Origin of the sequence: Rhizobium sp. NLR8a (genome assembly GCF_019685235.1) — a bacterium.
Lineage (GTDB): Bacteria > Pseudomonadota > Alphaproteobacteria > Rhizobiales > Rhizobiaceae > Rhizobium.
Map to the genome: position 1 here is coordinate 131866 of NZ_JABDWI010000016.1, position 24817 is coordinate 156682.

24 protein-coding genes and 1 pseudogene are annotated in these 24817 nt (G+C 61.5%); 13 read left to right on the forward strand and 12 right to left on the reverse strand.

Annotated elements, in window-relative coordinates; translation table 11 throughout:
- Positions 1-43 precede the first annotated feature (43 nt).
- Together HJC04_RS27320 and HJC04_RS27325 are read left to right on the forward strand one after the other, a co-directional pair.
- A complete protein-coding gene (locus HJC04_RS27320; protein WP_221147547.1) occupies positions 44-475 on the forward strand; it encodes an antitoxin Xre-like helix-turn-helix domain-containing protein in 432 nt (143 codons plus the stop codon).
- Positions 472-954: an RES family NAD+ phosphorylase gene (locus tag HJC04_RS27325; RefSeq protein ID WP_221147548.1), complete on the forward strand. Its 483-nt coding sequence runs from the start codon at positions 472-474 to the stop codon at positions 952-954. The genes HJC04_RS27320 and HJC04_RS27325 overlap by 4 nt, the downstream gene beginning before the upstream one ends.
- 62 nt (positions 955-1016) lie before the next feature.
- On the opposite strand, the gene pdxA is transcribed toward HJC04_RS27325, so the two are convergent.
- The 4 genes from pdxA to HJC04_RS27345 all read right to left on the reverse strand — a co-directional run bounded on the left by pdxA (position 1017) and on the right by HJC04_RS27345 (position 5675).
- A complete protein-coding gene (gene pdxA / locus HJC04_RS27330; protein WP_221147549.1) occupies positions 1017-2000 on the reverse strand; it encodes a 4-hydroxythreonine-4-phosphate dehydrogenase PdxA in 984 nt (327 codons plus the stop codon).
- A gap of 79 nt (positions 2001-2079) precedes the next feature.
- Entirely contained in the window at positions 2080-3213 is a 1134-nt protein-coding gene (locus tag HJC04_RS27335) for an iron-containing alcohol dehydrogenase (RefSeq protein WP_210633707.1), read from the reverse strand.
- A gap of 354 nt (positions 3214-3567) precedes the next feature.
- The gene (locus tag HJC04_RS27340; protein WP_210633709.1) at positions 3568-4758 is read right to left on the reverse strand and encodes an exo-alpha-sialidase; all 1191 of its coding nucleotides are present in this window, start codon (positions 4756-4758) and stop codon (positions 3568-3570) included.
- Between the two features lie 11 nt (positions 4759-4769).
- A complete protein-coding gene (locus HJC04_RS27345; RefSeq protein ID WP_210633711.1) occupies positions 4770-5675 on the reverse strand; it encodes a dihydrodipicolinate synthase family protein in 906 nt (301 codons plus the stop codon).
- Positions 5676-5998: 323 nt separating this feature from the next.
- Here HJC04_RS27345 and HJC04_RS27350 point away from each other — a divergent pair, with 323 nt between their 5' ends.
- The 7 genes from HJC04_RS27350 to HJC04_RS27380 all read left to right on the forward strand — a co-directional run bounded on the left by HJC04_RS27350 (position 5999) and on the right by HJC04_RS27380 (position 13638).
- Complete coding sequence (locus HJC04_RS27350) at positions 5999-7636, forward strand: ABC transporter substrate-binding protein (protein ID WP_221147550.1); 1638 nt, start codon at positions 5999-6001, stop codon at positions 7634-7636.
- A gap of 130 nt (positions 7637-7766) precedes the next feature.
- The gene (locus HJC04_RS27355) at positions 7767-8723 is read left to right on the forward strand and encodes an ABC transporter permease (protein ID WP_221147551.1); all 957 of its coding nucleotides are present in this window, start codon (positions 7767-7769) and stop codon (positions 8721-8723) included.
- Between the two features lie 2 nt (positions 8724-8725).
- Complete coding sequence (locus HJC04_RS27360) at positions 8726-9685, forward strand: ABC transporter permease (RefSeq protein WP_210633716.1); 960 nt, start codon at positions 8726-8728, stop codon at positions 9683-9685.
- On the forward strand, positions 9682-10689 hold the full coding sequence (locus HJC04_RS27365) for an ABC transporter ATP-binding protein (protein ID WP_210633718.1): 1008 nt from the start codon (positions 9682-9684) through the stop codon (positions 10687-10689). The genes HJC04_RS27360 and HJC04_RS27365 overlap by 4 nt, the downstream gene beginning before the upstream one ends.
- The gene (locus HJC04_RS27370) at positions 10689-11681 is read left to right on the forward strand and encodes an ABC transporter ATP-binding protein (RefSeq protein ID WP_210633719.1); all 993 of its coding nucleotides are present in this window, start codon (positions 10689-10691) and stop codon (positions 11679-11681) included. Before HJC04_RS27365 ends, HJC04_RS27370 begins: the two co-directional genes overlap by 1 nt.
- The gene (locus HJC04_RS27375; protein WP_221147552.1) at positions 11678-12742 is read left to right on the forward strand and encodes a four-carbon acid sugar kinase family protein; all 1065 of its coding nucleotides are present in this window, start codon (positions 11678-11680) and stop codon (positions 12740-12742) included. Before HJC04_RS27370 ends, HJC04_RS27375 begins: the two co-directional genes overlap by 4 nt.
- Positions 12743-12873: 131 nt before the next feature.
- Entirely contained in the window at positions 12874-13638 is a 765-nt protein-coding gene (locus HJC04_RS27380; RefSeq protein WP_210633722.1) for a FadR/GntR family transcriptional regulator, read from the forward strand.
- 55 nt (positions 13639-13693) lie between these two features.
- Here the strand turns inward: HJC04_RS27380 and HJC04_RS27385 are convergent, their stop codons facing one another.
- The 5 genes and pseudogenes from HJC04_RS27385 to HJC04_RS27400 form a co-directional block, all read right to left on the reverse strand.
- The gene (locus tag HJC04_RS27385) at positions 13694-15478 is read right to left on the reverse strand and encodes a thiamine pyrophosphate-requiring protein (protein ID WP_221147553.1); all 1785 of its coding nucleotides are present in this window, start codon (positions 15476-15478) and stop codon (positions 13694-13696) included.
- Between the two features lie 111 nt (positions 15479-15589).
- Positions 15590-15847 (reverse strand): hypothetical protein, encoded by a 258-nt coding sequence (locus HJC04_RS31990; RefSeq protein ID WP_247241827.1) that lies wholly within the window; start codon positions 15845-15847, stop codon positions 15590-15592.
- 39 nt (positions 15848-15886) lie between these two features.
- A pseudogene (locus HJC04_RS32285) lies at positions 15887-15973 on the reverse strand (DUF2934 domain-containing protein); the annotation flags it as partial.
- A gap of 51 nt (positions 15974-16024) precedes the next feature.
- Positions 16025-16552, reverse strand: coding sequence for a DUF4142 domain-containing protein (locus HJC04_RS27395; protein WP_221147555.1), 528 nt, complete (start codon positions 16550-16552; stop codon positions 16025-16027).
- Between the two features lie 101 nt (positions 16553-16653).
- Positions 16654-18636, reverse strand: coding sequence for a protein-L-isoaspartate(D-aspartate) O-methyltransferase (locus tag HJC04_RS27400; protein WP_221147556.1), 1983 nt, complete (start codon positions 18634-18636; stop codon positions 16654-16656).
- 330 nt (positions 18637-18966) lie between these two features.
- Between HJC04_RS27400 and HJC04_RS27405 the strand changes: the two genes are divergently transcribed.
- The 3 genes from HJC04_RS27405 (at position 18967) to HJC04_RS27415 (ending at position 21503) form a co-directional block, all read left to right on the forward strand.
- Complete coding sequence (locus HJC04_RS27405; protein ID WP_221147557.1) at positions 18967-20865, forward strand: APC family permease; 1899 nt, start codon at positions 18967-18969, stop codon at positions 20863-20865.
- 74 nt (positions 20866-20939) lie between these two features.
- Positions 20940-21185: a hypothetical protein gene (locus tag HJC04_RS27410; protein WP_221147558.1), complete on the forward strand. Its 246-nt coding sequence runs from the start codon at positions 20940-20942 to the stop codon at positions 21183-21185.
- A 54-nt stretch (positions 21186-21239) separates the two neighbouring features.
- The gene (locus tag HJC04_RS27415) at positions 21240-21503 is read left to right on the forward strand and encodes a hypothetical protein (protein ID WP_064712032.1); all 264 of its coding nucleotides are present in this window, start codon (positions 21240-21242) and stop codon (positions 21501-21503) included.
- Between the two features lie 72 nt (positions 21504-21575).
- Here the strand turns inward: HJC04_RS27415 and HJC04_RS27420 are convergent, their stop codons facing one another.
- Both HJC04_RS27420 and HJC04_RS27425 read right to left on the reverse strand, forming a co-directional pair.
- The gene (locus HJC04_RS27420; protein WP_210633734.1) at positions 21576-22376 is read right to left on the reverse strand and encodes an SDR family oxidoreductase; all 801 of its coding nucleotides are present in this window, start codon (positions 22374-22376) and stop codon (positions 21576-21578) included.
- 46 nt (positions 22377-22422) lie between these two features.
- Positions 22423-23592 carry a zinc-dependent alcohol dehydrogenase gene (locus HJC04_RS27425; protein WP_210633736.1) on the reverse strand — a complete coding sequence of 390 codons (1170 nt, stop codon included), beginning with the start codon at positions 23590-23592 and terminating at the stop codon, positions 22423-22425.
- A gap of 270 nt (positions 23593-23862) precedes the next feature.
- Between HJC04_RS27425 and HJC04_RS27430 the strand changes: the two genes are divergently transcribed.
- Positions 23863-24069, forward strand: coding sequence for a hypothetical protein (locus HJC04_RS27430; RefSeq protein ID WP_210633738.1), 207 nt, complete (start codon positions 23863-23865; stop codon positions 24067-24069).
- An 18-nt stretch (positions 24070-24087) separates the two neighbouring features.
- Here the strand turns inward: HJC04_RS27430 and HJC04_RS27435 are convergent, their stop codons facing one another.
- A complete protein-coding gene (locus HJC04_RS27435) occupies positions 24088-24810 on the reverse strand; it encodes a metallophosphoesterase (RefSeq protein WP_210633740.1) in 723 nt (240 codons plus the stop codon).
- Positions 24811-24817: the final 7 nt, after the last annotated feature.

The following is a 24817-nucleotide window of genomic DNA, read 5'->3' on the forward strand; positions in this document are numbered from 1 at the left end:
ATTTGAGACTAAATATAACCTCAAGTGAATTGGAGCCAATTGCATGACCGGATTTGCAGTCGTTGCCGATGTTCTCGGCTTGCCAGCCAGGGAGCCGGCCGCGCGTTCGGCCTTCGGGCTGCTTTCCAGCATCGAGGAGGGATTGCCGGTCAAGGCGCTTGACCGGATGGCGCTGCTTCTCGCACCGAGCGATGCGCAGTTCAAGTACCGACTGGTGCCGAAGGCCACCTATGAGCGGCGCAAGTCCAAGCATCGGCTTTCCTCCGACGAGGGCATAAAGCTCGCTCGCCTCGCGCGCGTCTGGGGGCTGGCGCTCGATGTCTGGCAGAGCGAGATCGAGGCGCGAGATTTCCTGTTCCGCCCCCATGCGATGCTGGAGGACAGGCGGCCGATCGACGTCGTTATCCAGAGCGAAATCGGCGGCGAACTCGTTCTCGATATCCTCGGAAGCCTGAAATACGGCAGTGCTGCGTGAGCGCGCAACGCCTGGATCGCACGCTGACATCTGTCCGCATCGGAGATCCTGACGGAACCTATCCGATCTTCGACGCCACCGGCTCGACCATAGCGCCGGGGCGGTGGAATACGGCAGGCAGCCCGATCATTTACACGAGCGAACACTATTCGACGGCGCTTCTCGAAAAGCTCGTGCATGGCAGCGGGCGGCTGCCGCCAAACCAGCATTATGTCACCATCACCATACCGCGCGGGGTTAGCTACGAGGTTTTCTCCGAGCCCGCGCTCTCGGGCTGGGACAGCATGCCGGCCAGCGTTAGCAAGGACTTCGGCGAAGGCTGGTGCCAGGAGAAGCGCAGCGCTATCCTGCTGGTGCCGAGCGTCGTCGCCCGCGTCAACCGCAACGTGCTGATCAATCCGGCGCATCCGGAATTCTCCTCGATCACGGCAAGTCTCCACGAGCCAGTGTTCTGGGATCGCCGTCTGTTCGGCATGTGACGCGGCAGCAGGAAAACGTTTCCCCCGAGCAATGGCGCTGTCGCTCCTCTCTAATGTTGCGATCAGGTCTTCTGGCGCGGCGAGTGGGCCATCAGCCTGGCATAGGCAATAGCCGACAGCATGTTGACGTGATTGGCTTTGCCGGTACCGGCGATGTCGAAGGCGGTGCCGTGATCGACCGAGACGCGGTCGATCGGCAGACCGAGCGAGACGTTGACGGCCGTATCGAAGGCAACGAGCTTGATCGGTATATGGCCCTGATCGTGATACTGGGCAATGACCAGATCAAAGGTGCCGTTATAGGCGCGGGCAAACACCGTGTCGGCGGAGATCGGACCGACAACGTCGATGCCCTTTGCTTGCGCCTGCTCGACGGCCGGCGCCAGGAATTCCATGTCCTCGGTGCCGAACAGGCCATTTTCGCCGCAATGCGGATTGAGGCCGGCGACCGCAATGCGGGCCTTTTTGCCCAGGCGCAGGAAATGCCTGTGGCCGGCTTCGATGGTCGCGAGCACCCGGTCGGTCTTGGCGCGTTCGATTGCGCCCTTTAGCGAGATATGGGTCGAGACATGGATGGTGTTCAGCCGCTCGGAAGCAAGCAGCATGAAGGAGCTCTTCGAGCCTGTGAGGTGTGCGAGAAGCCCGGTATGGCCGTCATGGTGATGGCCGGCAAGGTTCATCGCTTCCTTGTTGATCGGGGCGGTGACGATGACATCGGCTTGTCCCGACATGGCGAGATCGACGGCGCGGGTGATGTAGCGCACCGAGGCATCGCCGGCGACCGGGCTGACCTTGCCGATCTCGGGCAGGGCGGCGCCGAGCGAGACCTCGTCGACCGCGATCCTGTCGCCGGCGGCCTCGGCGGGTCCGAATTTCAGGCCCGAGCCGGTAACACGATCGGCCCGCTCCAGCGCTTCCACATTGCCGACGATAACGAAATCGCGACGCTCTTCGCTTGGAAGCGCCGCCAAGGCCTTGACGATCACTTCGGGGCCGACGCCGGCGGGATCACCGAGTGTCACGGCGACTTTCGCATTCCTGTCCATCAATCGAGTTCCTTCTGAAACCGTTGCTTAGGTCCGAAGCATGATGTCGAAAACCGCCCACACTTTTCGGCATCATGCTTTAAAAGGCGGCCGCGTAAATCGAGCGAATGTCGGCGCGGGTTAGATCGCGCGGATTGTTGTCGAGCAGCCGGCGAATGGCAAAGGCGTCATCGGCCATCGCATCGAGATCGCTTTCCGGCACGCCTAGGCCGGAGAGCTTCATTTCGATGCCGAGTTCGGCGCAGAAAGCGTAAGCCGCATCGAAGACGGAGGCGATGTTTTCCGCGGTTTCGTAGCCGAGCGCCGCCATCACCGCTTTCGTCTTCTCCGCGGCTGCCGGCGTGTTGAAGGCGAGAACATGCGGGAAGATCAGAGCATTCGCGGCACCATGAGCCACGTGCCAGCGCGTGCCGAGAGGGTAGGCGAGAGCATGGCCGCCGGCAGTATTGACCGGGCCGAGACAGAAGCCGCCGTAAAGGGAGGCGAGCGCGAGACCGGCGCGCGCCTCCGCGTCGCCGCCGTCCTTGACGGCACGGGCAAGATATCTGCCGACGAGCCGCGTTCCCTCGATCGCATAGATGTCGACCATCGGATGGGCTTTGCGGTTGGTGAAGGCTTCGACACAATGGGCCATGGCGTCGACGCCGGTTGCGGCGGTGGTGCGCGCCGGCACGCTGAAGGTCAGCGCCGGATCGACGATGGCGATGTCGGCCAGCATATGAAAGCTTTCAACGGCGAGCTTCGCCATCGTCTTGGGATCGGTGACGAGCGCGCGGATGCCGGCCTCGCTGCCGGTGCCGGACGTCGTCGGCACCTGGGCGAGCCCGACTTTGCGCGGGCCGTTGACCTTGTTCGGACCGACAACCTCGTGCAGCGTCTGCGTCGAGCCGGCAAGAACGGCGGCGAGCTTTGCCAGATCCATGGCGCTGCCGCCGCCGAAGCCGACGATCAACTCGGCATCGGCGGCGTTAGCCACTCCCAATACTTTGTCAAGGTTGGCCGTATCCGGCTCGGGCGTCACCTCGGAAAACACCGTGACCTCGCCCTTCAGTTCCAGCACATCGATGCGCGAAGCGTTGAACGCATCCGAGATCACAAGCGTGCGCCTGTAGCCCTTTTCGGCAGCCCATCTGCCGAGCTTTCCCGCCGTGCCGATGCCGAACTCGATCAAATGCGGCCGAACTATCGTGATTGGCGAACCCAAGCTGGCCATGAATCAGTCCTCCCTGCGGATCTTGCGGCAACAGTGTCGCCCTCTTTAATGTAAAGTTGTAATGTCAATGTCAAGTCGGCATTCCAGAGGGCTGAAAATTTTGTCGCCTGATATCGGAACGTTGAAGCTCTCATGCGGAGAGAATATACATAAACATCAGGTAAATCTGCAGGTTATCGGATCTCTGTCTTTGAATTCCAATAATCCGCTCAGGCCGAACCTGCCTATCGTATGTTCGAGGAGCCAGTCGAACTTGTTATCAAGCTCAAGCCGTTCGACCGGTCGAAGCCGTTGAAACCCGCGTTCTTCTCCCTCTCCGGACGCAGATTTACAATTGCTCAGCCGCCGCCTCGCTTACGGCAAGGATTGCGGGGCGAGGCGCACATATTTGATGGCGCGCCGATAGTATGTGTAGGCGATATGGAGTGTGCCGTCGCCGCCTTGGACGACTGAGGGATAGGAGAATTCGCGGTTCAGCGAATCCTTGGAATTGTTGCTGAGGCAGAAGCCATCGCCGGTATCGAGATCCATGCGATGCGGAAAGCTCTTGCCGCCATTCCTCGATATCGCGAGGCTCAGCGGCGCACGCGGGACACCCCAGACCGCCTTGCGGCCGACATCGGAAGCAGGAACGGTAGCTGTCGCTCCGGCCTCGTCGCCCTCGATTTCATCGTAGAGAGACTGGCGCCGTGCATCCGACATGGCTGCATTCGAATGGTTATAAACCATTGCAATCGCTCCATCATCCAGGACTGTTGCCTGGATCGAGGAATTGTTGTTCGGCAGGTCCGTGGGCTCCGGAGCGCTCCACGTCCTGCCGCCGTCGTTCGATCGGCTGGAAAGAACGGTCTCGGCGAAACGGTTGCGGTAGAAGGCGATCATCTCGCCGCCGCCGAGTGGAAGGATGTTCATGTGCACGGCGCCGATGCTGTCGGGAACGTCGTTCATCTGCCAGCTCGCGCCGCCGTCGCGCGAGATCAACACCGCTGCCGTATCGGCGTCGCCGCTCCAGCGCCGGCCGTCGAGGCCGACGCAGCGGAAGATTGGGAGCAGCCATTCGCCTCTGTCGTTCACGACGATCTGCTGGCGAACGAAGGTACCGGGGCTGTCGCAGAGGATACGGACCGGGCCGAACGTCCGGCCGCCGTCATCGGAGATCCGGCATTTGACAACGGAGCCGTCCTGATTGCCCGAGGTCTGCGAGGTAAAAAGCAGCCATGTCTTTCCGTCAGGAGCATTGAAAATCAACGGGTTCTGCTCGGATTTCTCCGGATCGTCGCTCATCTTCTCCGGTTCGGACCAGCGCTCGGAGCCCGGCGCCAGCCGCGACATGTAAATGGAGATATCGCCCATGCCCTCCATAGTTCCGCCGAACCAGACGCAGGTCAGCGCGCCATCGGGCAGAAAGGCGAGATTTGCCGCGTGGTTCTGGATGCAGGGCGAGGGCAGATAGGTGTCTGCGCGGCCCTCGACAGCGGGGTGGGCTGTGATGGCCCCGGTCATCAGGGCGGGAACGGCTTCGGGGGGCAGTCCGGTAAAGCGCATGGCGGGTCTCCTCAGGGCAGCTTGGCGTAGCTCTCGGCGAGTGCGGCATAATCCGCTTCGCTGAGCGGCATTAGTGGTGCGCGGGTGCGCCTCCATGCGGGATTGCCCGTCTTCAGCCCGACCATTGCCTTGATGGCCGGGATCTGGACGTAGGAGTTGGAAAGTGTGCGGTAAGCATTGATGCGCGCCTGCGCCGCCTCGACTCCGCTGGCGCGCCTCTCGTCGTGGACATGGTCGTAGACCGTGCGCAGTGAATCTGCCACGAGATTGGAGGTCGCAGTGATGCAGCCCGCGCCGCCGGCCTTCAAGAGCGGCAGCAGCAGGGGATCGGCGCCCGCCAGGACGGAAAAGCCGGGATAGGCAGCGATAATGGCCTGCATGTTGTTGAAATCGCCCGCAGATTCCTTGATGCCTACGACGGTTTCCGGGAAAGCGGCAATCAGCCGGCCGATCAGCGGAATGGAGAGCGGCACACCCGAGACCTGCGGGATATGATAGAGGATGACCTGCAGTCGCGTGTCGGCGACTTTCTCCAGCACCTGCGAATAGGCGGCAAAGAGGCCGTCGTCTGAGACGCCCTTGTAGTAGAAGGGCGGCAGCATCACCACCTTGGTGACGCCGAGCGACAGGGCGTGCCGGGTCAGTTCGACGGTCTCCGGAATGGCGACGACGCCCGTTCCCGGCAACAGCTTGTCGGAAGGAATGCCGGCCTCCAGCGCCGCTTCCAGAATGGCGCGCCGCTCGCCTCCGGAAAAGGAATTGGCCTCACCCGTTGTGCCGAGCAGGGCCACGCCATGACATCCCTCGGCCAGCAGCCGTCGGCAATGATCGGTGAAAAGGCTGAGATCCGGCGTATTGTCCGCGGTCAGCGGCGTTGCGGCCGCGCTGAAAACGCCTGTAATCCTGTGATGGCTCATTCCGCCCTCCCTTCGGCGCGCCTTGTCTTGCCGATCCGTCGAACCGTCCGACAGCACATGCGATTGTCATTTGTCTGTGGCGATGGAGTGCAAAGAACTTTTCCATCGCGGCGCTTTTGTCAAGAAGACAAAATGAGTGACTGCGGAGGCGAAATATTATCTAACTGTAATTATAGTGTTATTTTTATCAAATAATTTTCGTCGGATTAAAATCGCGTTTTTTTGTTGACATATTTACAATAACGAGGGAACGATATGACAGGGATTATGCTGCGCCTGGAGGGTGCAGGGAGAGTGCTGCCGATTAATTGTGGGAGGAATGCATGTCTTTTGATCAATCTGACAAAACCAATCTATCACGTCGCAATGCGTTGAAACTCGGCCTCGCCGCCGGCGTCGGCCTTACCGTCTTCGGGATGAATGCCCGCATCGTGCTGGCGGACGAAGGCCAGGTCCTGAAAGTCGCGCATCCGGCTTTCGACCAGGACTGGTCGCCGCTGCGTGGTGGCGGCAGGACCTTCCGCTGGAACGCGATCTGGTGGGCTTCGCCGATGTATTTCGACAGCCAGGGCAATCTCAAGCCCTATGTCTTCACCAGCTGGGAATCGGCCGACAACATCGTCTGGACCTTCAAGATCGATCCCAAGGCCGTCTTCTCCGACGGCAGCAAGATTACCTCGGCCGACGTCAAGGGGTCGTGGGAAGTCGCCTCGATGCCGAACACCAAGAGCCAGCGCGCCGACCAGGTGCTGAGCAAGGTCAAGGGTTATGCCGAGATCGCCGCCGGCTCCGGCAAAGAGCTGACCGGTGTCGCGACTCCCGACGAAGGAACGGTCGTCGTGACGCTCGCCGGCGCCGATCCGATCTTCTTCATGCGCCTGGCAAACCACATCGCGCCGATCACCAAGGCGTCGCAGTCACGCGGTAGCGACGGCGAGGAGGTCATCGATTGGTACAAGCCCGACAGCAAACCGGTCTTCTCCGGGCCTTTCAAGCTGACGAGCCTCGATATCGACGCCGGCAAGCTTACTTTCGAGCCGAATGAACATTTCTTCGGGCCGAAGCCGAAGCTTGCGCGCATCGAGATCACCTCGATCGAGGACAATGTCACCGCGACCTCGCTGATCAACTCGGGCGAGTTCAACGCCCATACAGAGCTCGTCACCTCGACCATTATTCAGGACCTTGGCCCGGAATTCTCGGCCGGCCCGCTGATCCCGACCAGCCAGCATTTCTGGTTCAATATCTCCCGCGCGCCGATGGACGATCCGAAGGTCCGCCAGGCGCTGATCATGGCGGTCGACCGTGATGGCCTGTTCAAGGCTTCTTATCCCGATGGGCCGCACAAGAAGGCCGACCAGATCCTCAACTCGGTTCCAGGCGCGGAGAATTCCGGCTTTGAACCTTTTCCCTACGACCCGGAAGGCGCCAAGAAGCTGCTCGCCGAATCGAGCTACGGCGGTCCGGAGCGGCTGCCGAAGATCATGTTCGTCGGCATTTCGGCGCCGGCGATTGAGGCGGCGGCCCAGTTCATCGCCGAGCAGTGGCGCCAGAACCTCGGCATTACAGCGGTTGACATGAAGCCGCAGCAGGACGCCTACGCCGGCCCGGACCAGAACTCGGTCCAGATCTTCCGCGACGACGTCGGCACCCGCGTTCCCGATGCCGTTTCCTATCTCACGGGCTGCATCGCCTCGACCTCGTCGAATGCGCAGAACAAGCTCGGCGGATACAAGAACGACAAGGTCGACAGCGCCCTTGCCGAAGCGGCGACCAAGGCTGCGGAAGATCCGCAGCGCATCGCTCTCGCCCAGCAGGCGCAGAAGGCCTTCCGCGACGATTGGGCCTTCATTCCGTGGTATTCTCAGGCGATGTCGCGCTGGGCCACCAAGGAGGTCAAAGGCCTCGATAAGAACCTCGACTGGCAGGTTGTCGAACCCTGGAACATCTCCATCGGTTGATCTCGGAAAGCCCTGTTGGAATTGACAATGAGCGCGCGAGGGCCTTGCGGCCTTCGCGCAAGTTTCAAGAAGAGATGCGATCCGTCAGGCTGATGAGGGAAACGCATCGTATAACAGGTGGGAGGTGGCCTTGCTGCGCTACGTGCTAACCCGGTTTGCCATCTGGATTCCGTCCGTTCTCGTGGTCATGCTGGCTGTCTATGCGCTGGCTTTTTACGGCGCCGGCGACCCGATCAAGCTGATCTTCCTGCGCGCGCCGGGCGATGTCGCCTACAATCCGCAGCGCATCGAAGCCATTCGCGAAAGCGCGGGTCTCAACAGGCCCTTCATCGAGCAGTTCGGCCTTTACATCTGGAACCTGCTGCACGGCCAGTTCGGCAACTCGCTGACATCGGGCCGCGCCGTCTGGGCGATGGTCTCGGCCGCTGCGCCTGTCTCCTTTCAGCTTGCCCTCTGTTCCATCATTCTGACCGCCGTCGTCGCGATCCCGCTCGGCATGATCGCCGCGCTGAACCAGAATTCGCGCCTCGACTACGCCATTCTGGGCTCCGCGCTTTTCCTTTGGGCGATCCCAGCCTATGTCGCCGGACCACTGCTGATGGTCGGCCTCATCGTGCTGCTGCCGGGCGTGAAAGTGCCCTATGGCTGGGGCGGCATCCTCGATATCAGAATCCTGCTGCCGCTGATCGTCCTCTCCTTCCAGCCGATCGCGCTCATCGTGCGCCAGACCCGTGCCGCCGTCATCGAGGTGCTGTCGGAGGATTTCGTCAGGACCGCCCGGGCCAAGGGCGTGCCCGAAATCATCGTCGCGCTGCGTCATATTCTGCGGCCGGTGCTGACGCCCGTCGTCACGCAGCTCGGCCTGATCATGATTACGATCGTCAACGGCGCGATCTTCGTCGAACTCGTCTTCGGCCTGCCGGGTCTCGGCCGGCTGACGGTACAGGCGCTGATCAATTCCGATTATCCCGTCATCCTGGCGATCACGCTGATCGGATCGTTCCTGGTGATGGTGTCGAACCTGCTGGTGGACGTGCTCTATCCGCTGCTCGACCCACGCGCCAACGATGCAAGAAGGAGCCGCTGACCATGTCCGCCATCCCTCTTTCCACCGCCGAAACCGTCGACGAGCCGCCGGTCAGCCTGTGGCGCGATGCCTGGCATCGGCTGCGGCGCAACAAGCTCGCCGTCTTCGGCCTCGTCATCGTCCTGATCCTCGCCTTCACGGCGATCCTCGGGCCTTATCTCACGCCCTATGATTATCTCAGCCAGGACCTCAGTGCCCGCAACGCGCTGCCGTCGATGAGCCATCTCTTCGGAACCGACGACCTCGGTCGCGACGTTTTCAGCCGCGTTGTCTTCGGCACGCGGACCGCGTTCCTCGTCGCCGTCATCGTCACCTTCTTCGCGGTGCTGATCGGCTTGACGCTCGGCGCGGTGGCCGGTTTCTTCGGCAATCCTTTCGATCGCGCCATCATGTGGCTGACTGACGTGACGATGTCGGTTCCCAACCTGCTGCTCGTCGTCGTCATCAACGCGTCGCTGAAATCGCCGATCACCCGGTGGATGGAGGCGCGCTACCTCGAGACCCTCAACCCCTTCTACCGCCAGACCATATGGGTGGACTTCATCCTCGTCTTCGGGTCGATGGCGCTGATCTCCTGGCCGCCTTATGCCCGTCTGGTGCGCGCCCAGGTGCTGTCGATCCGCAGTCGGCCCTACATCACCGCGGCCCAGGCGCTCGGCCTGTCGAACTGGATCATCATCAAACGTTATGTCGTGCCGAATGCGCTTGGCCCGCTGATCGTCTCGGTCAGCGCCGGTCTCGGCACAGCGATGGTGCTGGAAAGCGCCTTCAGCTTCTTGGGTGTCGGCGTCAATCCGCCGACGCCGAGCTGGGGCAACATGATCTCGGACGGCCTGCGCGTCTGGCAGCATTATCCGCATCTTCTCGCCGCTCCGGCGGCCGTGCTCGGCCTCGCCTCGGTTGCCTTCAGCTTCCTCGGCGACGGCCTCAACGACGCGCTCAACCCGCGGGGCGGCAAATGATGGATACGAAAAGCACAGAACGCCTGCTCGATGTCAGGGGTCTTACCGTCGAGATCGATGGCCGCAACGGCCCGGCCGTCGTCGTCGACGGCATCGATCTCCACGTTGACAAGGGCGAGACCCTCGGCGTCGTCGGCGAATCCGGCTGCGGCAAGAGCCTTACCATGCTGAGCCTGATGCGGCTCCTGCCGAACAAGATCAAGGTCGCCAGGGGATCGGCGACCTTCGACGGCCGCGACCTGCAGACGATGTCGAACGGCGAGCTGCGCAAGGTGCGCGGCGGCGATATCGGCTTCGTCTTCCAGGACCCGATGACCTCGCTCAATCCCGTCATGCGCGTCGGCGACCAGATCTGCGAGCCGCTGATCTATCACCGCAAGATGAAAAAGGCGCAGGCCCGCGCCCGCGCCGTCGAGCTTCTGCGCCTGGTCGGCATTCCCGGTCCGGAAGAGCGCCTGCAGGCCTTTCCGCACGAACTATCAGGCGGCATGCGCCAGCGCGTGATGATCGCCATCGGCCTTGCCTGCAATCCCAAGCTCCTGATCGCCGATGAGCCGACGACGGCACTCGACGTCACCATCCAGGCCCAGATCGTCGGTCTGGTGAAGGATCTGCGCGCCAAGCTCGGCATGTCCGTCGTCTGGATCACCCACGACCTCGCTTTGATTGCCGGTCTCGTCGATCGCGTCGCCGTGCTCTACGCTGGCACCGTCGTGGAAGATGCGCCGGTGGACGAGCTCTATGCTCGTCCGAGCCATCCCTATACGCGCGGTCTGCTGTCCTCGATCCCGAAACTGTCGGATCCGCCGGCAAGCCGGCTGCGCTCGATCGGCGGCACCCCACCGGAGCCCGGCCGCCGGCCGAAAGGTTGCCCCTTTGCGCCGCGCTGTCCGCTTGTAGAGGCGGTCTGTCACGAGAAGGTGCCACGGCTCGAACCGCTGAGCGGCAGCAGCAATCATCGCGCCGCCTGTTTCGTCGTCCAGAGAATGCAGGAGGCCGCGTGATGGCTGCTCAACCGCTGCTCAAGATCGAAAATCTGGTCAAGCATTTCCATGTCAAGCTCGGTGCTTTCGGTGAGCGGTCGGCGACGGTCTATGCGCTCGACAATGTCGATCTCGACATCATGGAAGGCGAGACGCTGAGCCTTGTCGGCGAATCCGGCTGCGGCAAATCGACGACCGGTTTCACCATCCTCAATCTCTATAAGGCGACCAGCGGCAAGGTCGTCTACAAAGGCCAGGACCTGGCCACCCTCGACGAGAAGCAGATGCGGCCTTTCCGCCGCGACCTGCAGATCGTCTTCCAGGACCCGTATTCGACGCTCAATCCGCGCATGACCGTGGGCGAAGCGATCGGGGAGCCGATCCTCTTCCATAAGCTCTGCGCCAAGGCCGAGCTGAAGGAGAGGGTGGCGACGCTGCTCACCGATGTCGGCTTGCCCACACGCTTTGCCCAGCGCTATCCGCACGAGCTTTCCGGCGGCCAGCGTCAGCGCGTGGTCATCGCCCGCGCGCTCGCCTGCCAGCCGAAATTCATCGTCTGCGACGAGGCGATCTCAGCACTCGACGTGTCGATCCAGGCGCAGATCATCAACCTTCTGCTCGATCTGCAGGAGAAATACGGGCTGACATACCTCTTCATCGCCCATGATCTCGCTGTCGTGCGCCACATCAGCACCCGCGTCGGCGTCATGTATCTCGGGCGGCTGGCCGAACTCGCCACCCGTGAGGAGCTCTTCGACAATCCGCTGCATCCCTATACCAAGGCGCTGCTGTCGGCCGTTCCGGAGACCGATCCGGAACTGGAGCGCACCCGCCAGCGCCAGATCCTGCAGGGCGACGTGCCGAGCCCGCTGAACCCGCCGTCCGGCTGCCGTTTCCACACGCGCTGCCCGATCGCAATGGATGTCTGCAGCAAGGTCATCCCGGCCTGGAAGGAAGCCAGGCCCGGCCATCTCGTTGCGTGCCACGCCGTCAACACGGAGCAAATCGCATGACGCTGAAGGCTGCGATCATTGCCGACGATTTGACCGGCGCGCTCGATACCGGCACGCCCTTCGTCGAAGCCGGCCTTTCGGTCGTCGTCGCGATTGATATGGAGGCGGCCCGGGAGGCGGTCGCCATCGGTTGCGATGTCGTCGTCGTCAATACCGCCTCCCGCGCGCTGGATGAGCGCGAAGCCGCCGAAAGAGTACACTCGGCGGCGGAGGTCTTTCGTGGCGAGAAGCCGGCGGTCGTCATGAAGAAGATCGATTCCCGGCTGAAGGGCAATGTCGCGGTGGAAAGCATGGCGCTGGCGAAGGCATTCGGCCTTAAGACCGTCCTCGTCGCGCCCGCCATTCCCGATCAGGAGCGTTTGACCTACCGGGGCTGTGTCGTCGGCCGCGGCATCAACCGGCCGCTGCCGATCGCTGAGCTGTTCAAAACTGGCGCGGACCGCATTGTCGTTGCAGATGCCGAGGACGATGTCGATCTTGACCGGATCGCCGAGGGTCATGACTGGCAGACGACCCTTGCGGTCGGCGCACGGGGTCTTGGCGCCGCACTTGCGCGCCACCTCGGCGAGAGAGGTCCATCGACCAAGAGGGAATTTGCAGCAAGCCCGCGGACCCTGTTTGCCTTCGGATCGCGCGATCCGATCACTGCCGCTCAGATGAACCGGCTTGAAAGTGCAGGCGCCTTGCGCATGGTAGTGGACGCGCCGATGGGCGAGATCGAATGTGGAGAGGGTCTGGCGCTGCCGGTGCTGTTGCGTTGCACAGGCGATATGGCGGCCGATGCGCGGCTCGTCGCCCGCAGCTTTGCGGCAGGCGTCAAGGCTGTCATCGACGACACGAGGCCGGATATGCTGATGGTCGGCGGTGGCGATACGGCTCTTGCCGTTTTCCGTATACTGGGTGTGAGGGTATTGACGCCCAAGGGCGAGATCGAGGCGGGCATTCCCTGGTTCGATGTGACGGCCGCCGATGGCCGGCTATTTCGGTGCGCCGTCAAGTCGGGGGGCTTCGGCAAGCCTGATAGTCTGCTAAAACTGGTTCTTCGGAATCAGGCGGCATAGAACAGGATGATTTAGGCCAACCAGCCTAAATCATCCTGTTCTAAATTCTGTAGTGAGAGCATGATGTCATCCGAAAACCGCTCACACTTTTCGGCGTCATGCTCTAGTAAGATACCGTCGGGGAGAATGACGTGGTTGAAGCGAATAGCGAATCTTTGAACGCGGAAGCCGGCCCGCCGGGCAAGCCCGAACGCGGCAAGGCCGTCAAGCTGGTCGATCGTGTCTTCGACCAGCTGCTCGAGCGGATTCGTGGCGGAAACTACCCACCGGATTCACGCCTTCCCGGCGAACATGAACTTGCTGCGATGCTGGGGGTTTCCCGGCCGATCGTCCGCGATGCGCTGGCGCGGTTGCGTGATCAGGGCATGGTCTATGCCCGACAGGGAGCTGGGACCTTCGTCAGCGCGCATGGATCGCCGACGACTCAGCTTGCCTATTCGCCGGTCAAGACGATCGCCGATATTCAGCGCTGCTACGAATTCCGGCTGACCATCGAACCGGCCGCGGCCTATTTCGCCGCCAAACGCCGCAATGAGCAGGCGATCCAGAAGATCGCCAGCGCCCTTGCGGATCTGCGCGAAGCGACCAGCCATCAGCTTCACCGCACCGACGCCGATTTCATCTTCCATCGCGCGGTGACGGAGGCTGCCAACAACCATTACTACACCGCCTCGATCGATGCGCTGAAAGCCCATATCGCCGTCGGCATGCACCTTCATGGTCTTTCCCTGCTCGGCCCCCGCCAGGGGCTGGAACAGGTCTATGAAGAGCATAACGCCATCTACAAGGCGATCGCTGATGGCCGGGCTGATGATGCACAACGGCTGATGAAGGCACATCTCGAAGGCTCCCGGGACCGTCTGTTCGAGGGCAGGGTGCTGGATCTTTCCTTCTGAGACGCCTTCGGGATTGGATCAGACAATTCGTAACGGTGAGAGACAATGTCGTCAGCTACCGTCGCGACAGGATGCCGGCAAAGAGCTGGCGGAAGGTACCGGCAATGACGCCCGTCTCATGCGGATCCCCCGTCATCAACGCCGAGGTGAGATTCCGCATCTGCTCGAAGGTGATGTGCGGCGGCAGCGGCGGCACTTCCGGGTCGGTCTTCACCTCGAGGATGACGGGGCAATCGGAGGTCAGGGCTGCTTCCCATGCGGCGCTGAGCTGAGCCGGCCGATCGACGAAAATGCCGCGCAATCCGATGAGGTCGGCGAACTTGTGATAGGCTATGTCAGGAATGGACTGCGACGCGTCGAATTTCGGATCGCCCTCCATCACCCGCTGCTCCCACGTCACCTGGTTCAGATCCTGGTTATTGAAGACGCAGATGACGAAAGTCGGATCGGCCCAGTCCTTCCAGTATTTGGCAACGGTGATCATCTCGGCGAGATTGTTCATCTGCATGGCGCCGTCGCCGACCAGGCCGATGACGGGGCGATCGGAGTGAGCGAATTTGGCGGCGATCGCATAGGGCACGGCAGCTCCCATCGAAGCCAGTCCGCCGGAAAGCGATCCCTTCATGCCGCGGCGCATCTTCAGGTCCCGGGCATACCAGTTTGCGCAGGAGCCGGAATCGCTGGTGACGACGGCGTTTGCCGGCAGCCGCGGCGACAGCTCGCTGACCACGCGCTGCGGATTGACCGGATCGGCGTCGACGTGGGCGCGCTCGTCCAGGGTCTTCCACCAGAAGGCGACGTCTTTCTCGATCGTTTGCCGCCAGCTGCGATCCGGATTTTCCCGCAAGAGAGGCAACAGCGCCCTGAGCGTTTCGGCCGCATCACCGGTCAGGTTGAGCTCCATCGGATAGCGCAGCGACAGCATGTCGGGATTGATGTCGATCTGCACGCCGCGCGCCCGGCCTTCCTCCGGCAGGAATTCGGAATAGGGAAAACCGGAACCGATCATCAGCAGCGTGTCGCAGTCACGCATCAGGTTCCATGAGGGTTCTGTTCCGAGAAGGCCGATCGAACCCGTCACCCATGGCAGGTCATCCGGCAGCGCGGCCTTGCCGAGCAGGGCTTTGGCAGCGCCCGCCTGGAGGCGGTCCGCAACGGCAATGACTTCGTCCGTGGCGTTGAGCGCGCCGGCGCCGACGAGGATCGCCACTTTCTTCCCAGCGTTCAGAATATCGGCCGCAGCCTGAAGATCGTCTCCATGCGGAAAGACCCGCGGCGGGTGGTAACCCGGACCCGAATGCACGGTTCCATGCTTTCGCGCTGGCTCCTCATAGGGCATTTCCTGCAGATCGTTCGGCAAAATGATCGCTGTCACCGTTCGGTTTGCGAGCGCGATGCGAACCGCGCGGTCGATCAGATGGCGCACTTGCGCCGGAGCGGAAGCCTGTTGCACGAAATCGCTCGCGACGTCCTTTAGGAGGGCGGCTAGGTCGAGTTCCTGCTGGTAACGTCCGCCGAGCGCGCGACGCGCCTGTTGGCCGACAATGGCGAGAACTGGCTGATGGTCCATGCGAGCGTCGTAAAGACCGGTGATCAGATGGGTGGCGCCAGGTCCCGAGGTTGCGATGCAGACGCCAAGTTCGCCTGAGAACTTCGCATAGGCGCTGGCCATGAAAGCCGCCATTTCCTCGTGTCGTGCCTGGATGAACTCCATCTTGTCGGATGCGCGATGGAGCGCCCCGAAGACGCCGTTGATGCCGTCGCCGGGATAGCCGAACATACGTCGCACGCCCCATTCGCGAAGCCGTGCCACAAGGAAATCGCCGACTGTTTTCGCCATGGATGCTGTTCTCCCGAGATCGTGTGAGATGCGCTGGAAGCGGATCTACTCCGGATCAAGCCGCAGTTTCAGTGCCGGGCTAATCGATGCGACCCGGTCTGCTTCCGTGGGTTAATAGCTGAGCCGGCCCCAGGAGGGATCCCATTCGACGTCCTCGACAAGTTCGACGAAGACGGGGCTGTTGCTGTTGCCTCTATGGGACTCTGCCAGTTGGAATGCCGCCTCAGGCTCCATTTCCTCGCCGGGATAGACCGTGTCGTCCAGGTCGCTTTCCGCGACCTTGCGAACATATCCCCGGATCTGGTTGCCCGATCGATAGAGTTTGATGATCAGCGACCCTGCCGGCGCCGAGCCATGGGAATATCGGATGTATTCCCGACCATCTTGCGCCGGGTCACCCGCTCGATACCAATGTGCGAGGTCCTGACCTTCCGGGCGCCCCTCGCTTTCCCAAATCCGGTAGGCACGGATCCTTCGTGTCTCCTCATCGATCATTCTTGCCTCCCGTCGGGCCTCATGATCACCTTGACCATGCGGTCCTGCCGCTTACTTGTTGAGCTCTTTGGCCATCTGCAGATGATGTTCCAGAGCGGGGCGCGTACTTGCAGCCCATGCCTTCAGTTCGGGATTGTCCCCTTCGTCGCCATAGCGCTTGAAGAGATCGACCGCGTCCTCATGGGCAGATTCCTGGTCGGAGTGATACTGCTTGTTGAAATCGGCTCCTTGCAGGCCGTTCAGCTTGTCGAGCATGCTTTGCTGATCCGACGTCATGGTGCTCGGAAGCGCCGCCTTGACCTTGCCGCTGGAAACCAGTGCCTTGAGTTCCTCGCTGGTCTTCTGGTGGTCGGTGAGCATCTGCTGCGCGAAGGCCTTCGTCGCATCGTCGCCACGCTCGGTCGCAAGCTTGCTGGAGGCGATTTCGAACATGTCGCTCACGGCTGCTTCCTTGACGAAATCTTCGGTTTTCGGCGGCACACCGATCAGGGAATTGACCCCGCTCTTTTCGGCAGCCGATTGGGCGAAGGCCGGGACAGCAAGCGAGAGGGCGAGCGAGGCGATAACACAGCGTTTCATAAGGATCTCCTGGGTTGGTGATCGCCAAACTTGCGCACAGGCGCAGAGTTCCCGCCTTATCGCGTTGTTGATGATCGCTCTTCGTTCGACACAGCCGGGGCTTAGAGCCCAAAGGGAAAAGTTTCCGGATCCGATGTACCGGACTCCGGTGCCATGAGCGGCGAAAGCGCCCGGGTTTCATCGAACCAAAGATATGCATCATATTGCCGCGACAGTGATGCCGACATGTAATGGCTCAGCCGTTCCGTTTCCGGCCGGTAGATGACGCCGATGAAGCGCTGAAGCCGCTGGTCGACGAGGCTTGCATGCAATTCTTCATCGGCCGCGAGGTCGAGGAGAAATCGCGGCTTTCCGGAATCGTGACAGAGACGCTCGCAGCTTTGCGGCAGGGACGGATTGACTTGCTTCTTCTCGGCCTGTCCATCCCAGTCGCTTGCCGCAATCACCTCGCCGGAATGCGTACCCAGTCCTATGAGGCTTGTCATTCCATCGAAACGCTGCCGACACAGCTGGCCAAGATTCAGTTCGTCGCGGGCGGCTGCCATATCGGTATAGCGGGCATCGCCGATATGCGAGTTGTGCGCCCATATGATGATCTTTGCCGTCGGACCGTGGAAGTCGAGGAGGTGCTCGACGGTATCGGCCATGTAGGTGTCGCGGAGATTCCAGGCCTGAGAACCGCCGTAATACATGATCCGGTAATACCGCTCGGCTGCGGCAAGCAACCGCGCCGACTGGGCGGCGTTCAGAAAGTCATGACCGTCTGAGGCAGCGTCGTCCAGGGATCGCGCCAGGAGCTCCGTGCATTGCTTGAGCACCGCCTCCTCGCATGACCTATAGGCATCGGTGAGCACGGCCCGGCCATAAGTCGCCGGATCGCTCTGCCAGGGGCTGAGGCAGCCATAGCGTTCCCTGGCAATCTCGGCGGTCTCCGGGCTGACATCTTCGAGATAGTCGAGGACCGAGCGGATCGATCCCGACATGTTGTAGAGATCCAGGCCGTAGAACCGGATCGGATCGGCGTGTAAAGCCTTGCGACGCTCATTATGCCCCTTCAGCCAGCCGAGGAATCGCGAAAATTCCAGGTTCCGCCACATCCACCTGGGAAAACGGCTGAACGGTCGATCGCCTTTCGACGGCTGGCCGTTTATCCAGCGGTCGACCGCCGCGGCGTCCGGCCAATCCGCTTCGACCGCCACCATTTTAAACCCGTGATGTTCGATCAGGTGACGGCTGATGGCCGCGCGTGCCTCGTAGAATTCGGCCGTGCCATGGGTGGATTCACCCAGCAGAACGATGCGGCTTTCGCCAAATCGATCGAAAAGGGCGGCAAAGCTCCGGTCGTCGACCGAGGGAAATTCTTCCGCCATGGTCGCGATGAGTTTGTAAGGCGTTTCCTCCATGCGCGATGACGGGGCTGCCGCCGTGTACATCGGATGTGCGGCAGTCCAGGCATCCTCGCCGATGAGGGGAACGAAGAAGACGCCGCCGAGATCCTCCTCCTCGAAGGTGGTTGCACCGGTGCGCGTGATGCGTTTCAGGCGCTGCTCTTCACCTCGGCCGACCGGGATGACGAGCCGCCCTCCGAGATCCAGCTGCTCCTTCAAGGCGGCCGGCACCTCGGGTGCGCCCGCGGAAACGATAATGGCATCGAAGGGAGCGGCTTTGGCCCAGCCCTTGCTGCCGTCGCCGACTCGGACGTCTATGTTGCGGTATCCAAGCTTCTCGAATCGCTCCCGAGCCTGAACCGCCAGCCTTTCATGCCGTTCGATGGAATAGACGTGCCTTGCGATCCGGCTGATGAGGGCCGAGGCGTAGCCCGAACCGGTTCCGACCTCCAGAACCTTGTCGCCGGCGTCCAGATCGGCTTTTTCGATCATCAGTGCGACAATGTAGGGCTGCGAAATTGTCTGGCCCTCGCCGATCGATAACGGCGCATCCTCATAGGCGAATTCCTCGAAACCAGGATCGACGAATTTTTCGCGCGGCACCATCCGCATCGCCCTGGTAACGCCTCGATCGCGAATGCCGCGCCGCATGACATGATGTTCCACCATGTGGTCTCGGATGCGGGTCATATCCATGGGTCACCTCCAGTCTCGGGGAGAACAGCTGAAAGCAGGTGGTTGTTCCCCGGCAGTGCGGCCATGGCCTTGCTAGGGCTTACACTCGTTTGCGGCCATGGCTTGCGGGTTCAACCGGATCGCAGCGCCCGTCAGCACGGCATCGATATCAGGCGCGCGTCGCAGATGGCCAATTGTTCCGCACAGTTCGCGAGTTTTGCAATATGAGCGGATGGGATCGGCGGCAGAGGGACGGCCAGATGCCTGGGTCCTTCTATGCCCTTGGCTCCGGGAACCCGAGCGGCCGCTGGTTGTTGGTTATCGCCCCAGCCCCCGGATAAGGAATAGAGATTGAACCTCAGTACCCTCCTGTTGGGTCGGCGTCTCGCCAATCGCGAGCACGAAGACAAGAAGATCGGTTGGATAGAAGCCGTGCCCGCCATGGGGCTGGATGGCCTCGGCTCATCATCCTATGGGCCGGAGGCAGCGCTCACCGTCCTCATTCCACTCGGCGCGCTCGGCCTGGCCCATATCGGCCCGGTGATCTTCTGCATCGTTGCTCTGCTGGGGGTTCTCTATTTCTCCTACCGGCAGACGCTCGCCGCTTACCCGACGAATGGCGGCGCCTATGTGGTGGCGAAGGAGAACCTCGGAGAATATCCGAGCCTGCTTGCCGCCGCAGCGTTGATGATCGATTACGTCCTGAATGTCGCTGTTGGCGTTTCGGCAGGGGTTGGGGCACTCGTCTCGGCGGTGCCGAGCCTTCACCCCTACATTCTGCCCCTCTGCCTTGGCATCGTCCTCCTCGTCATGCTGGCCAATTTGCGAGGAACGGGAGAGGCCGGCTGGCTATTCGCATTGCCGACCTACCTCTTCATCCTCTGTTTCCTTGGCGCCATCGGCTATGGGTTGGTGGGCATCGCTTTGGCGGAGAAGCCCACCACCCTCATACCGCCGCCTGCCCTGGGCCCAGTCACACAGGGTGCGACCGTCTGGCTCCTCATGCACGCCTTTGCCAGCGGCTGCACGGCCATGACGGGAGTGGAAGCCGTTTCCAACGGGATGGGGTCTTTCAGAGAGCCTGTCATGCGCAACGCTTATTTCACGCTGACGATCATTGTCGTCATTCTCGGCCTGCTTCTTGGTGGTGTCGCTACCATCGCAACCGTCTTCGAGATCGGCGCAATGGATCAGACGAAGGAAGGTTATCAGAGTGTGCTGTCGCAATTGCTTGCCGCCGTCGCCGGCCACGGCGCCTTCTATTATATCGCAATGGCCAGCCTTCTCAGCGTTCTTTGCCTGTCGGCCAATACCAGCTTCGTCGGCTTTCCGCGTCTTTGCCAGATGGTTGCCGCCGACGGCTATCTGCCGAGGGCTTTCGCCCAGCCGGGCCGCCGCCTGGTGTTCACCGTCGGCATCGTGTTTCTTTCCGGCTTCGCCGCACTGCTTTTGATCGTCTTCGGAGGAATAACCGACCATCTCATACCGCTCTTTGCGATCGGCGCCTTCTTGACATTCACGATCTCTCAGGCGGGCATGACGATGCATTGGCGCCGTCAGCCCAAGAGGTACACCGCAAAGCTGGCGATGAACGCGGTCGGCGCGGTTTCGACAGGTGCGGCGCTCATCATCATCCTGATCGCCAAGTTTGCGGAGGGCGCGTGGATCACCCTCATCACGGTCCCGGTGACCATTGCCATTCTGAAATCGATCAAGAGCTACTACCGCGCGCTTCAACGCGAACTCAGGACGCCTGGTCCTATCACCGTCGAAGATATTGAGCCGCCGACCGTTCTCGTCGTAACCGAAACATGGAACAGGTTGAGCGAACGCGCCATCAAGTTCGCACTGACGATCTCGCCCGACGTTGTCGCCGTCCATTTCATCCGTCTCGGTGGGCCTGATCTGGAGGAAGGTGAAAAAGCGCTTCGCGAGGAATGGCGCGTCGAGGTGGAAGAGCCGATCGCCGCCCACGGGCTGAAGCCGCCGCGGCTCATGCTCATCCCAGCGCCTTATCGGCAACTGCATGAGCCGCTTCTGCGGCTGATCGAAAGGCTTGATGCCGATAGTCCGGAGAGGCGGGTCGCGGTTCTGATCCCTGAAACGGTGAAAGACAAATGGTGGCAGAAGCTGCTGCACATGAACAGGGCAGGGCGGCTAAGGGCAAAACTGGTCAAGCTTGGAGGTCCCCGCCTGACGGTGGCGACGGTTCCCTGGCGACTATATCGGGAGGAGCAGGCGGCGACATGAGCGTTTTCTCACCGTGCAGCGGCGGAACTTAGTGTCCGGAGCGAAGTTGGACAGGCACCAGCAAAGAGGCGCCAATGTCCCCGAATCCACTTATATCTGAACCGGTCGAAGAGCTTGCCAGACGCCTCGAGGCGATGACCGACGACGAGTTGTTTCTGACCATGAGTGAACTGGAAACAGCGAGCAACGCTGCCGAGAACGACGCGGCGGCGGAGGTTCTCTCCCGGATCGCTTTGACCGAGGACGAGATCGAGCGGCGTTATCCTGGCCAGGTGCTCGCGCCGTATCGCGACTGGAAGCAAAGGCAGCCGCTGCTGTAACCGCGTGAGCCATGGCAGCACCATCGCTCAAAACCAAGAGGAATGGAGGCTTCAATGAGCAGTTCTGAGACGACGACGGATCACAAGAAAATCCGTAAATGGGCGGAGGAAAGAGACGGCAGGCCGGCAGCTATCCGGACCCGCGGCAAAGGCGGCGTTCTCCGGATCGATTTTGGAGAAAAGGAAGAGGAATTCGACGAGATCGACTGGGACGAATTCTTCAAGATCTTCGACGAAAACAAGCTCGCCTTCCTCTACCAGGACAAGACCAAGGACGGAAAGACGAGCCGCTTTAACAAGTTTGTCGAGCGCGACTGAGCGCTCAACCTTCTTGCCTTCTGGTCGCTGCCGTGATGACGGCGGCGACCGGTCGTTTAGGGAAACTGCCATCTATTTTATGCCCGAACCGGGCTTTGCCATCTTCGAATGCTGGTCGGCGAGCACGCTTGCCGGCGTGACGTTGGCGACGGCCGCCTGAAGCTTGTTCTTCCAGCCGCTGACGACATCACCTTCGCCATCCATCATTGCGTCATAGCCGATGCGCGCGACTTCGCCGGCATCGTCCTTCTTCGCCTGACCGATCGCCGTATCCGTAAGTCCGGCTCGCTTGAAGAATTCAGTTTCCGTCGCGCCGGGCATAAGACAACTGACAGTGACGCCGGAATCCTTCAGTTCCTCACGCAGTGCAAAGGAGAAGCTGTTGATGAAGGCTTTGGTGGCGTTATAGACGGCCTGGTAGGACCCCGGCATGAAGCCTGCGATCGAGCCCGTCAGCAGGATGCGCCCTTCGCCGCGGCTGCGCATCTGATTGCCGATCGCATGAATGAGGTGGATCGTTCCGGTGACATTGGTATCTACGACCCTGCGCGCCGCGGTGAAGTTCTGGTCGAGAAAGGCCTTGCCGAGGCCGCATCCCGCGTTGGCCATCAGCAGGTCCACCGACCGGCCGCTGGCCGTGATCCGTTCCACAAGCCGGTCCACGCCCTCGGGCGTTGAAAGGTCGGCTTCCACGGCATCCACTGCCGTGCCGAATTCCTTCAGCCGGGCCGCCGCCTGGTTGATGCGGTTCTCATCGGCGGCAATGATGAGATCATATCCATCGCGGGCTGCGCATTTCGCCAGTTCGTAGCCGATGCCCGTGGAGGCGCCGGTGACGACGGCGAGGCCCTTGCCTGCTTCCTTATCAGCCATGATCCTTCTCCTTTAGAGCCTTCCGTTCGAAGGAAGCGCAGGAAGTTTAGGGTTTCAGGACGACCTTGATGCATCCGTCCTGTTTGTCGCGGAACGTCTTGTAGAGGGCCGGACCGTCTTCCAGCGTGCCGCGATGGGTGATGACGAAGGACGGGTCGATGTCGCCCTTTTCAATACGCTCCATCAGGATGGGCAGATAATGCTGGACAGGCGTCTGGGCCATCTTGAACGTCAGGCCGCGGTTGATTGCCGAACCCATCGGGATCTTGTCGAGAAAACCGCCATAGACGCCGACGATCGAGACCGTTCCGAAGTTGCGGCAGCAGTGGATGGCCTGACGCAGCACATGCGGCCTGTCCGTTCCCATGAACATGGCGACCTTGATGCGGTCGAGGCGCGAATCCCAGCTGGCGGCCGCCTCGGCTTCGGTTCCCACCGCGTCGATGCAGGCATCCGCACCGCGGCCATCGGTCAGTTCCATGATCTGGTCGTAGACGTCCTTGTCCATAAAATCGAGGGTAATGGCGCCGGCCGCTTGCGCAAGCGCCATCCGTTCGGGCACTGCATCGATGGCGATCACCCGTTCGGCGCCGAGCAGGAAGGAAGAGCGTATTGCCATCTGGCCGACCGGGCCGCAGCCCCAGATCGCGATCGTGTCGCCAGGCTGGATGTTGCAGAAATCGGCCGCCATATAACCGGTCGGGAAAATATCGGACAGGAAGAGCACCTGCTCGTCGGAAAGCCCCGCCGGCACCTTGATCGGCCCGACATCGGCATAGGGCACGCGCAGATATTCCGCCTGTCCGCCGGCATAGCCGCCGAGCAGATGCGAGTAGCCGAACAGGCCCGCCGGCGAATTGCCCCAGAGTTTCGCGACCTTGGCTCGATCGGGATTTGAGCGCTCGCAGCCGGAATAGAAGCCGCGCTTGCAGAAGAAACATTCGCCGCAGGAAATGGTAAAGGGCACGACGACGCGGTCGCCGACCTTGAGTTTGGTATTGTCCTTGCCGACTTCCACCACTTCGCCCATCGTCTCATGACCCATGACGTCGCCGCTGTGCATCTCCGGCATGACGCCGTCGTAGAGATGCAGATCCGATCCGCAGATCGCGCAGGCCGTGACCTTGATGATGGCATCGCGCCCGTCCTGGATCTGAGGATCGGGGACGCTGTCACAGCGGATGTCGTGCTTGCCGTGCCACGTCAGAGCTCTCACGGTGGTTCTCCTCGCCGGTCGCCGGCGCATCGGCCCGAAAATCGGAATCGATTTCGGAAAAGCCCGATGCGCGGATTCAAGGTGTTAGAGCGCCTTTGAGCGTCCGAAAGGACGCGCAACGCTCTCATGGCGCTTCAACATCAGCTTCGGAAAAATGTTCCCGGCAATGCAGGACTTTTCATGGTCACGGGTTCATAGGCTGATTCAGGGGAACCCCGGACTATGCCGTGAGTTCACTCAAAAGGGTCGCAACGTTGCAAGGAGAAGATGATGACCTCCCCCAAACATGCCAAGACCATGAAGCCAAGCGATATTGACCTTACCGACGATCCGGGCATTAGCCGCTCGCGTGGCATCGTCTCGCCGCCGGACGACGAAGCAATGCAGGCCGAAAACACCGTCGAAGGCGACACAGCCAACGATACGACGCCCCAGGGCGGTGTGGATCCGCGCCAGCGTGGACGCACCAACAAGTAGCCGTGACGCTCGGCTCAGTCAGAGCTCAAGCAACGCGTAGGGCTTTCCCGTAGGCTTCTCGATATGGGCCGCGACATTGTAGACGGGGGCGCCGCCCGGCGTCCGGCCCTCATAGGACCCCCGGTGGGCGTGGCCATGCACGACCGCACTGACGCGGAATCGGTCGATTGTTTCCGCCAACCGTGAAGAGCCGAGAAACGGATAGATTTCCAGGGGCTCACCGGCCACCGTTTCGGCAATGGGCGCGTAGTGCAGCACGACGAGGGAGCGATCGGAGCGGACCTGGCGCATCGCGTTTTCGAGGCGCATCGACTCCTCGACGCTTTCGGCCACCATCGCCTTGATCGCCGCCTCGCCGAACGAGCCGAGCATGTGTCGCCCGAAGCCGCCCGCAAAGCCCTTGACGCCAACGAAGCCGACGCCGGCGACTTCGGCCGCCTGACCGTTGAGCAGTTTCACGCCGGCGTCGGTCAGGACCCGGCAGACGTCATCGACCTGGCCGCTCTCGTGATCATGGTTGCCGAGGACGGCGACTGTCGGCACCGTGCAATGGCGCAGATCGCTCGCAAGCAGTTCGGCCTCCTTGGGCTTGCCGAGATCGGTGAGGTCGCCGGCGATGACGAGAACGTCGGCCACGGAGGAAATCTCCGCAAACAGATCCTTGTAGGACTTGGCGCCGTCTTCGGTCACATGAAGATCGGCCACCGCCGCAATTCTCACGCTCCTTCGCTGTTCATCCATTATGGTT

Excerpts from the sequence above, each read along its gene's own strand:
- HJC04_RS27320 (WP_221147547.1), top strand. The coding sequence starts at position 44 with ATGACCGGATTTGCAGTCGTTGCCGATGTTCTCGGCTTGCCAGCCAGG.
- pdxA (WP_221147549.1), bottom strand. The coding sequence starts at position 2,000 with ATGGACAGGAATGCGAAAGTCGCCGTGACACTCGGTGATCCCGCCGGC.
- HJC04_RS27335 (WP_210633707.1), bottom strand. The coding sequence starts at position 3,213 with ATGGCCAGCTTGGGTTCGCCAATCACGATAGTTCGGCCGCATTTGATC.
- HJC04_RS27340 (WP_210633709.1), bottom strand. The coding sequence starts at position 4,758 with ATGCGCTTTACCGGACTGCCCCCCGAAGCCGTTCCCGCCCTGATGACC.
- HJC04_RS27345 (WP_210633711.1), bottom strand. The coding sequence starts at position 5,675 with ATGAGCCATCACAGGATTACAGGCGTTTTCAGCGCGGCCGCAACGCCG.
- HJC04_RS27350 (WP_221147550.1), top strand. The coding sequence starts at position 5,999 with ATGTCTTTTGATCAATCTGACAAAACCAATCTATCACGTCGCAATGCG.
- HJC04_RS27360 (WP_210633716.1), top strand. The coding sequence starts at position 8,726 with ATGTCCGCCATCCCTCTTTCCACCGCCGAAACCGTCGACGAGCCGCCG.
- HJC04_RS27365 (WP_210633718.1), top strand. The coding sequence starts at position 9,682 with ATGATGGATACGAAAAGCACAGAACGCCTGCTCGATGTCAGGGGTCTT.
- HJC04_RS27370 (WP_210633719.1), top strand. The coding sequence starts at position 10,689 with ATGGCTGCTCAACCGCTGCTCAAGATCGAAAATCTGGTCAAGCATTTC.
- HJC04_RS27375 (WP_221147552.1), top strand. The coding sequence starts at position 11,678 with ATGACGCTGAAGGCTGCGATCATTGCCGACGATTTGACCGGCGCGCTC.
- HJC04_RS27385 (WP_221147553.1), bottom strand. The coding sequence starts at position 15,478 with ATGGCGAAAACAGTCGGCGATTTCCTTGTGGCACGGCTTCGCGAATGG.
- HJC04_RS27395 (WP_221147555.1), bottom strand. The coding sequence starts at position 16,552 with ATGAAACGCTGTGTTATCGCCTCGCTCGCCCTCTCGCTTGCTGTCCCG.
- HJC04_RS27400 (WP_221147556.1), bottom strand. The coding sequence starts at position 18,636 with ATGGATATGACCCGCATCCGAGACCACATGGTGGAACATCATGTCATG.
- HJC04_RS27410 (WP_221147558.1), top strand. The coding sequence starts at position 20,940 with ATGTCCCCGAATCCACTTATATCTGAACCGGTCGAAGAGCTTGCCAGA.
- HJC04_RS27415 (WP_064712032.1), top strand. The coding sequence starts at position 21,240 with ATGAGCAGTTCTGAGACGACGACGGATCACAAGAAAATCCGTAAATGG.
- HJC04_RS27420 (WP_210633734.1), bottom strand. The coding sequence starts at position 22,376 with ATGGCTGATAAGGAAGCAGGCAAGGGCCTCGCCGTCGTCACCGGCGCC.
- HJC04_RS27430 (WP_210633738.1), top strand. The coding sequence starts at position 23,863 with ATGACCTCCCCCAAACATGCCAAGACCATGAAGCCAAGCGATATTGAC.
- HJC04_RS27435 (WP_210633740.1), bottom strand. The coding sequence starts at position 24,810 with ATGGATGAACAGCGAAGGAGCGTGAGAATTGCGGCGGTGGCCGATCTT.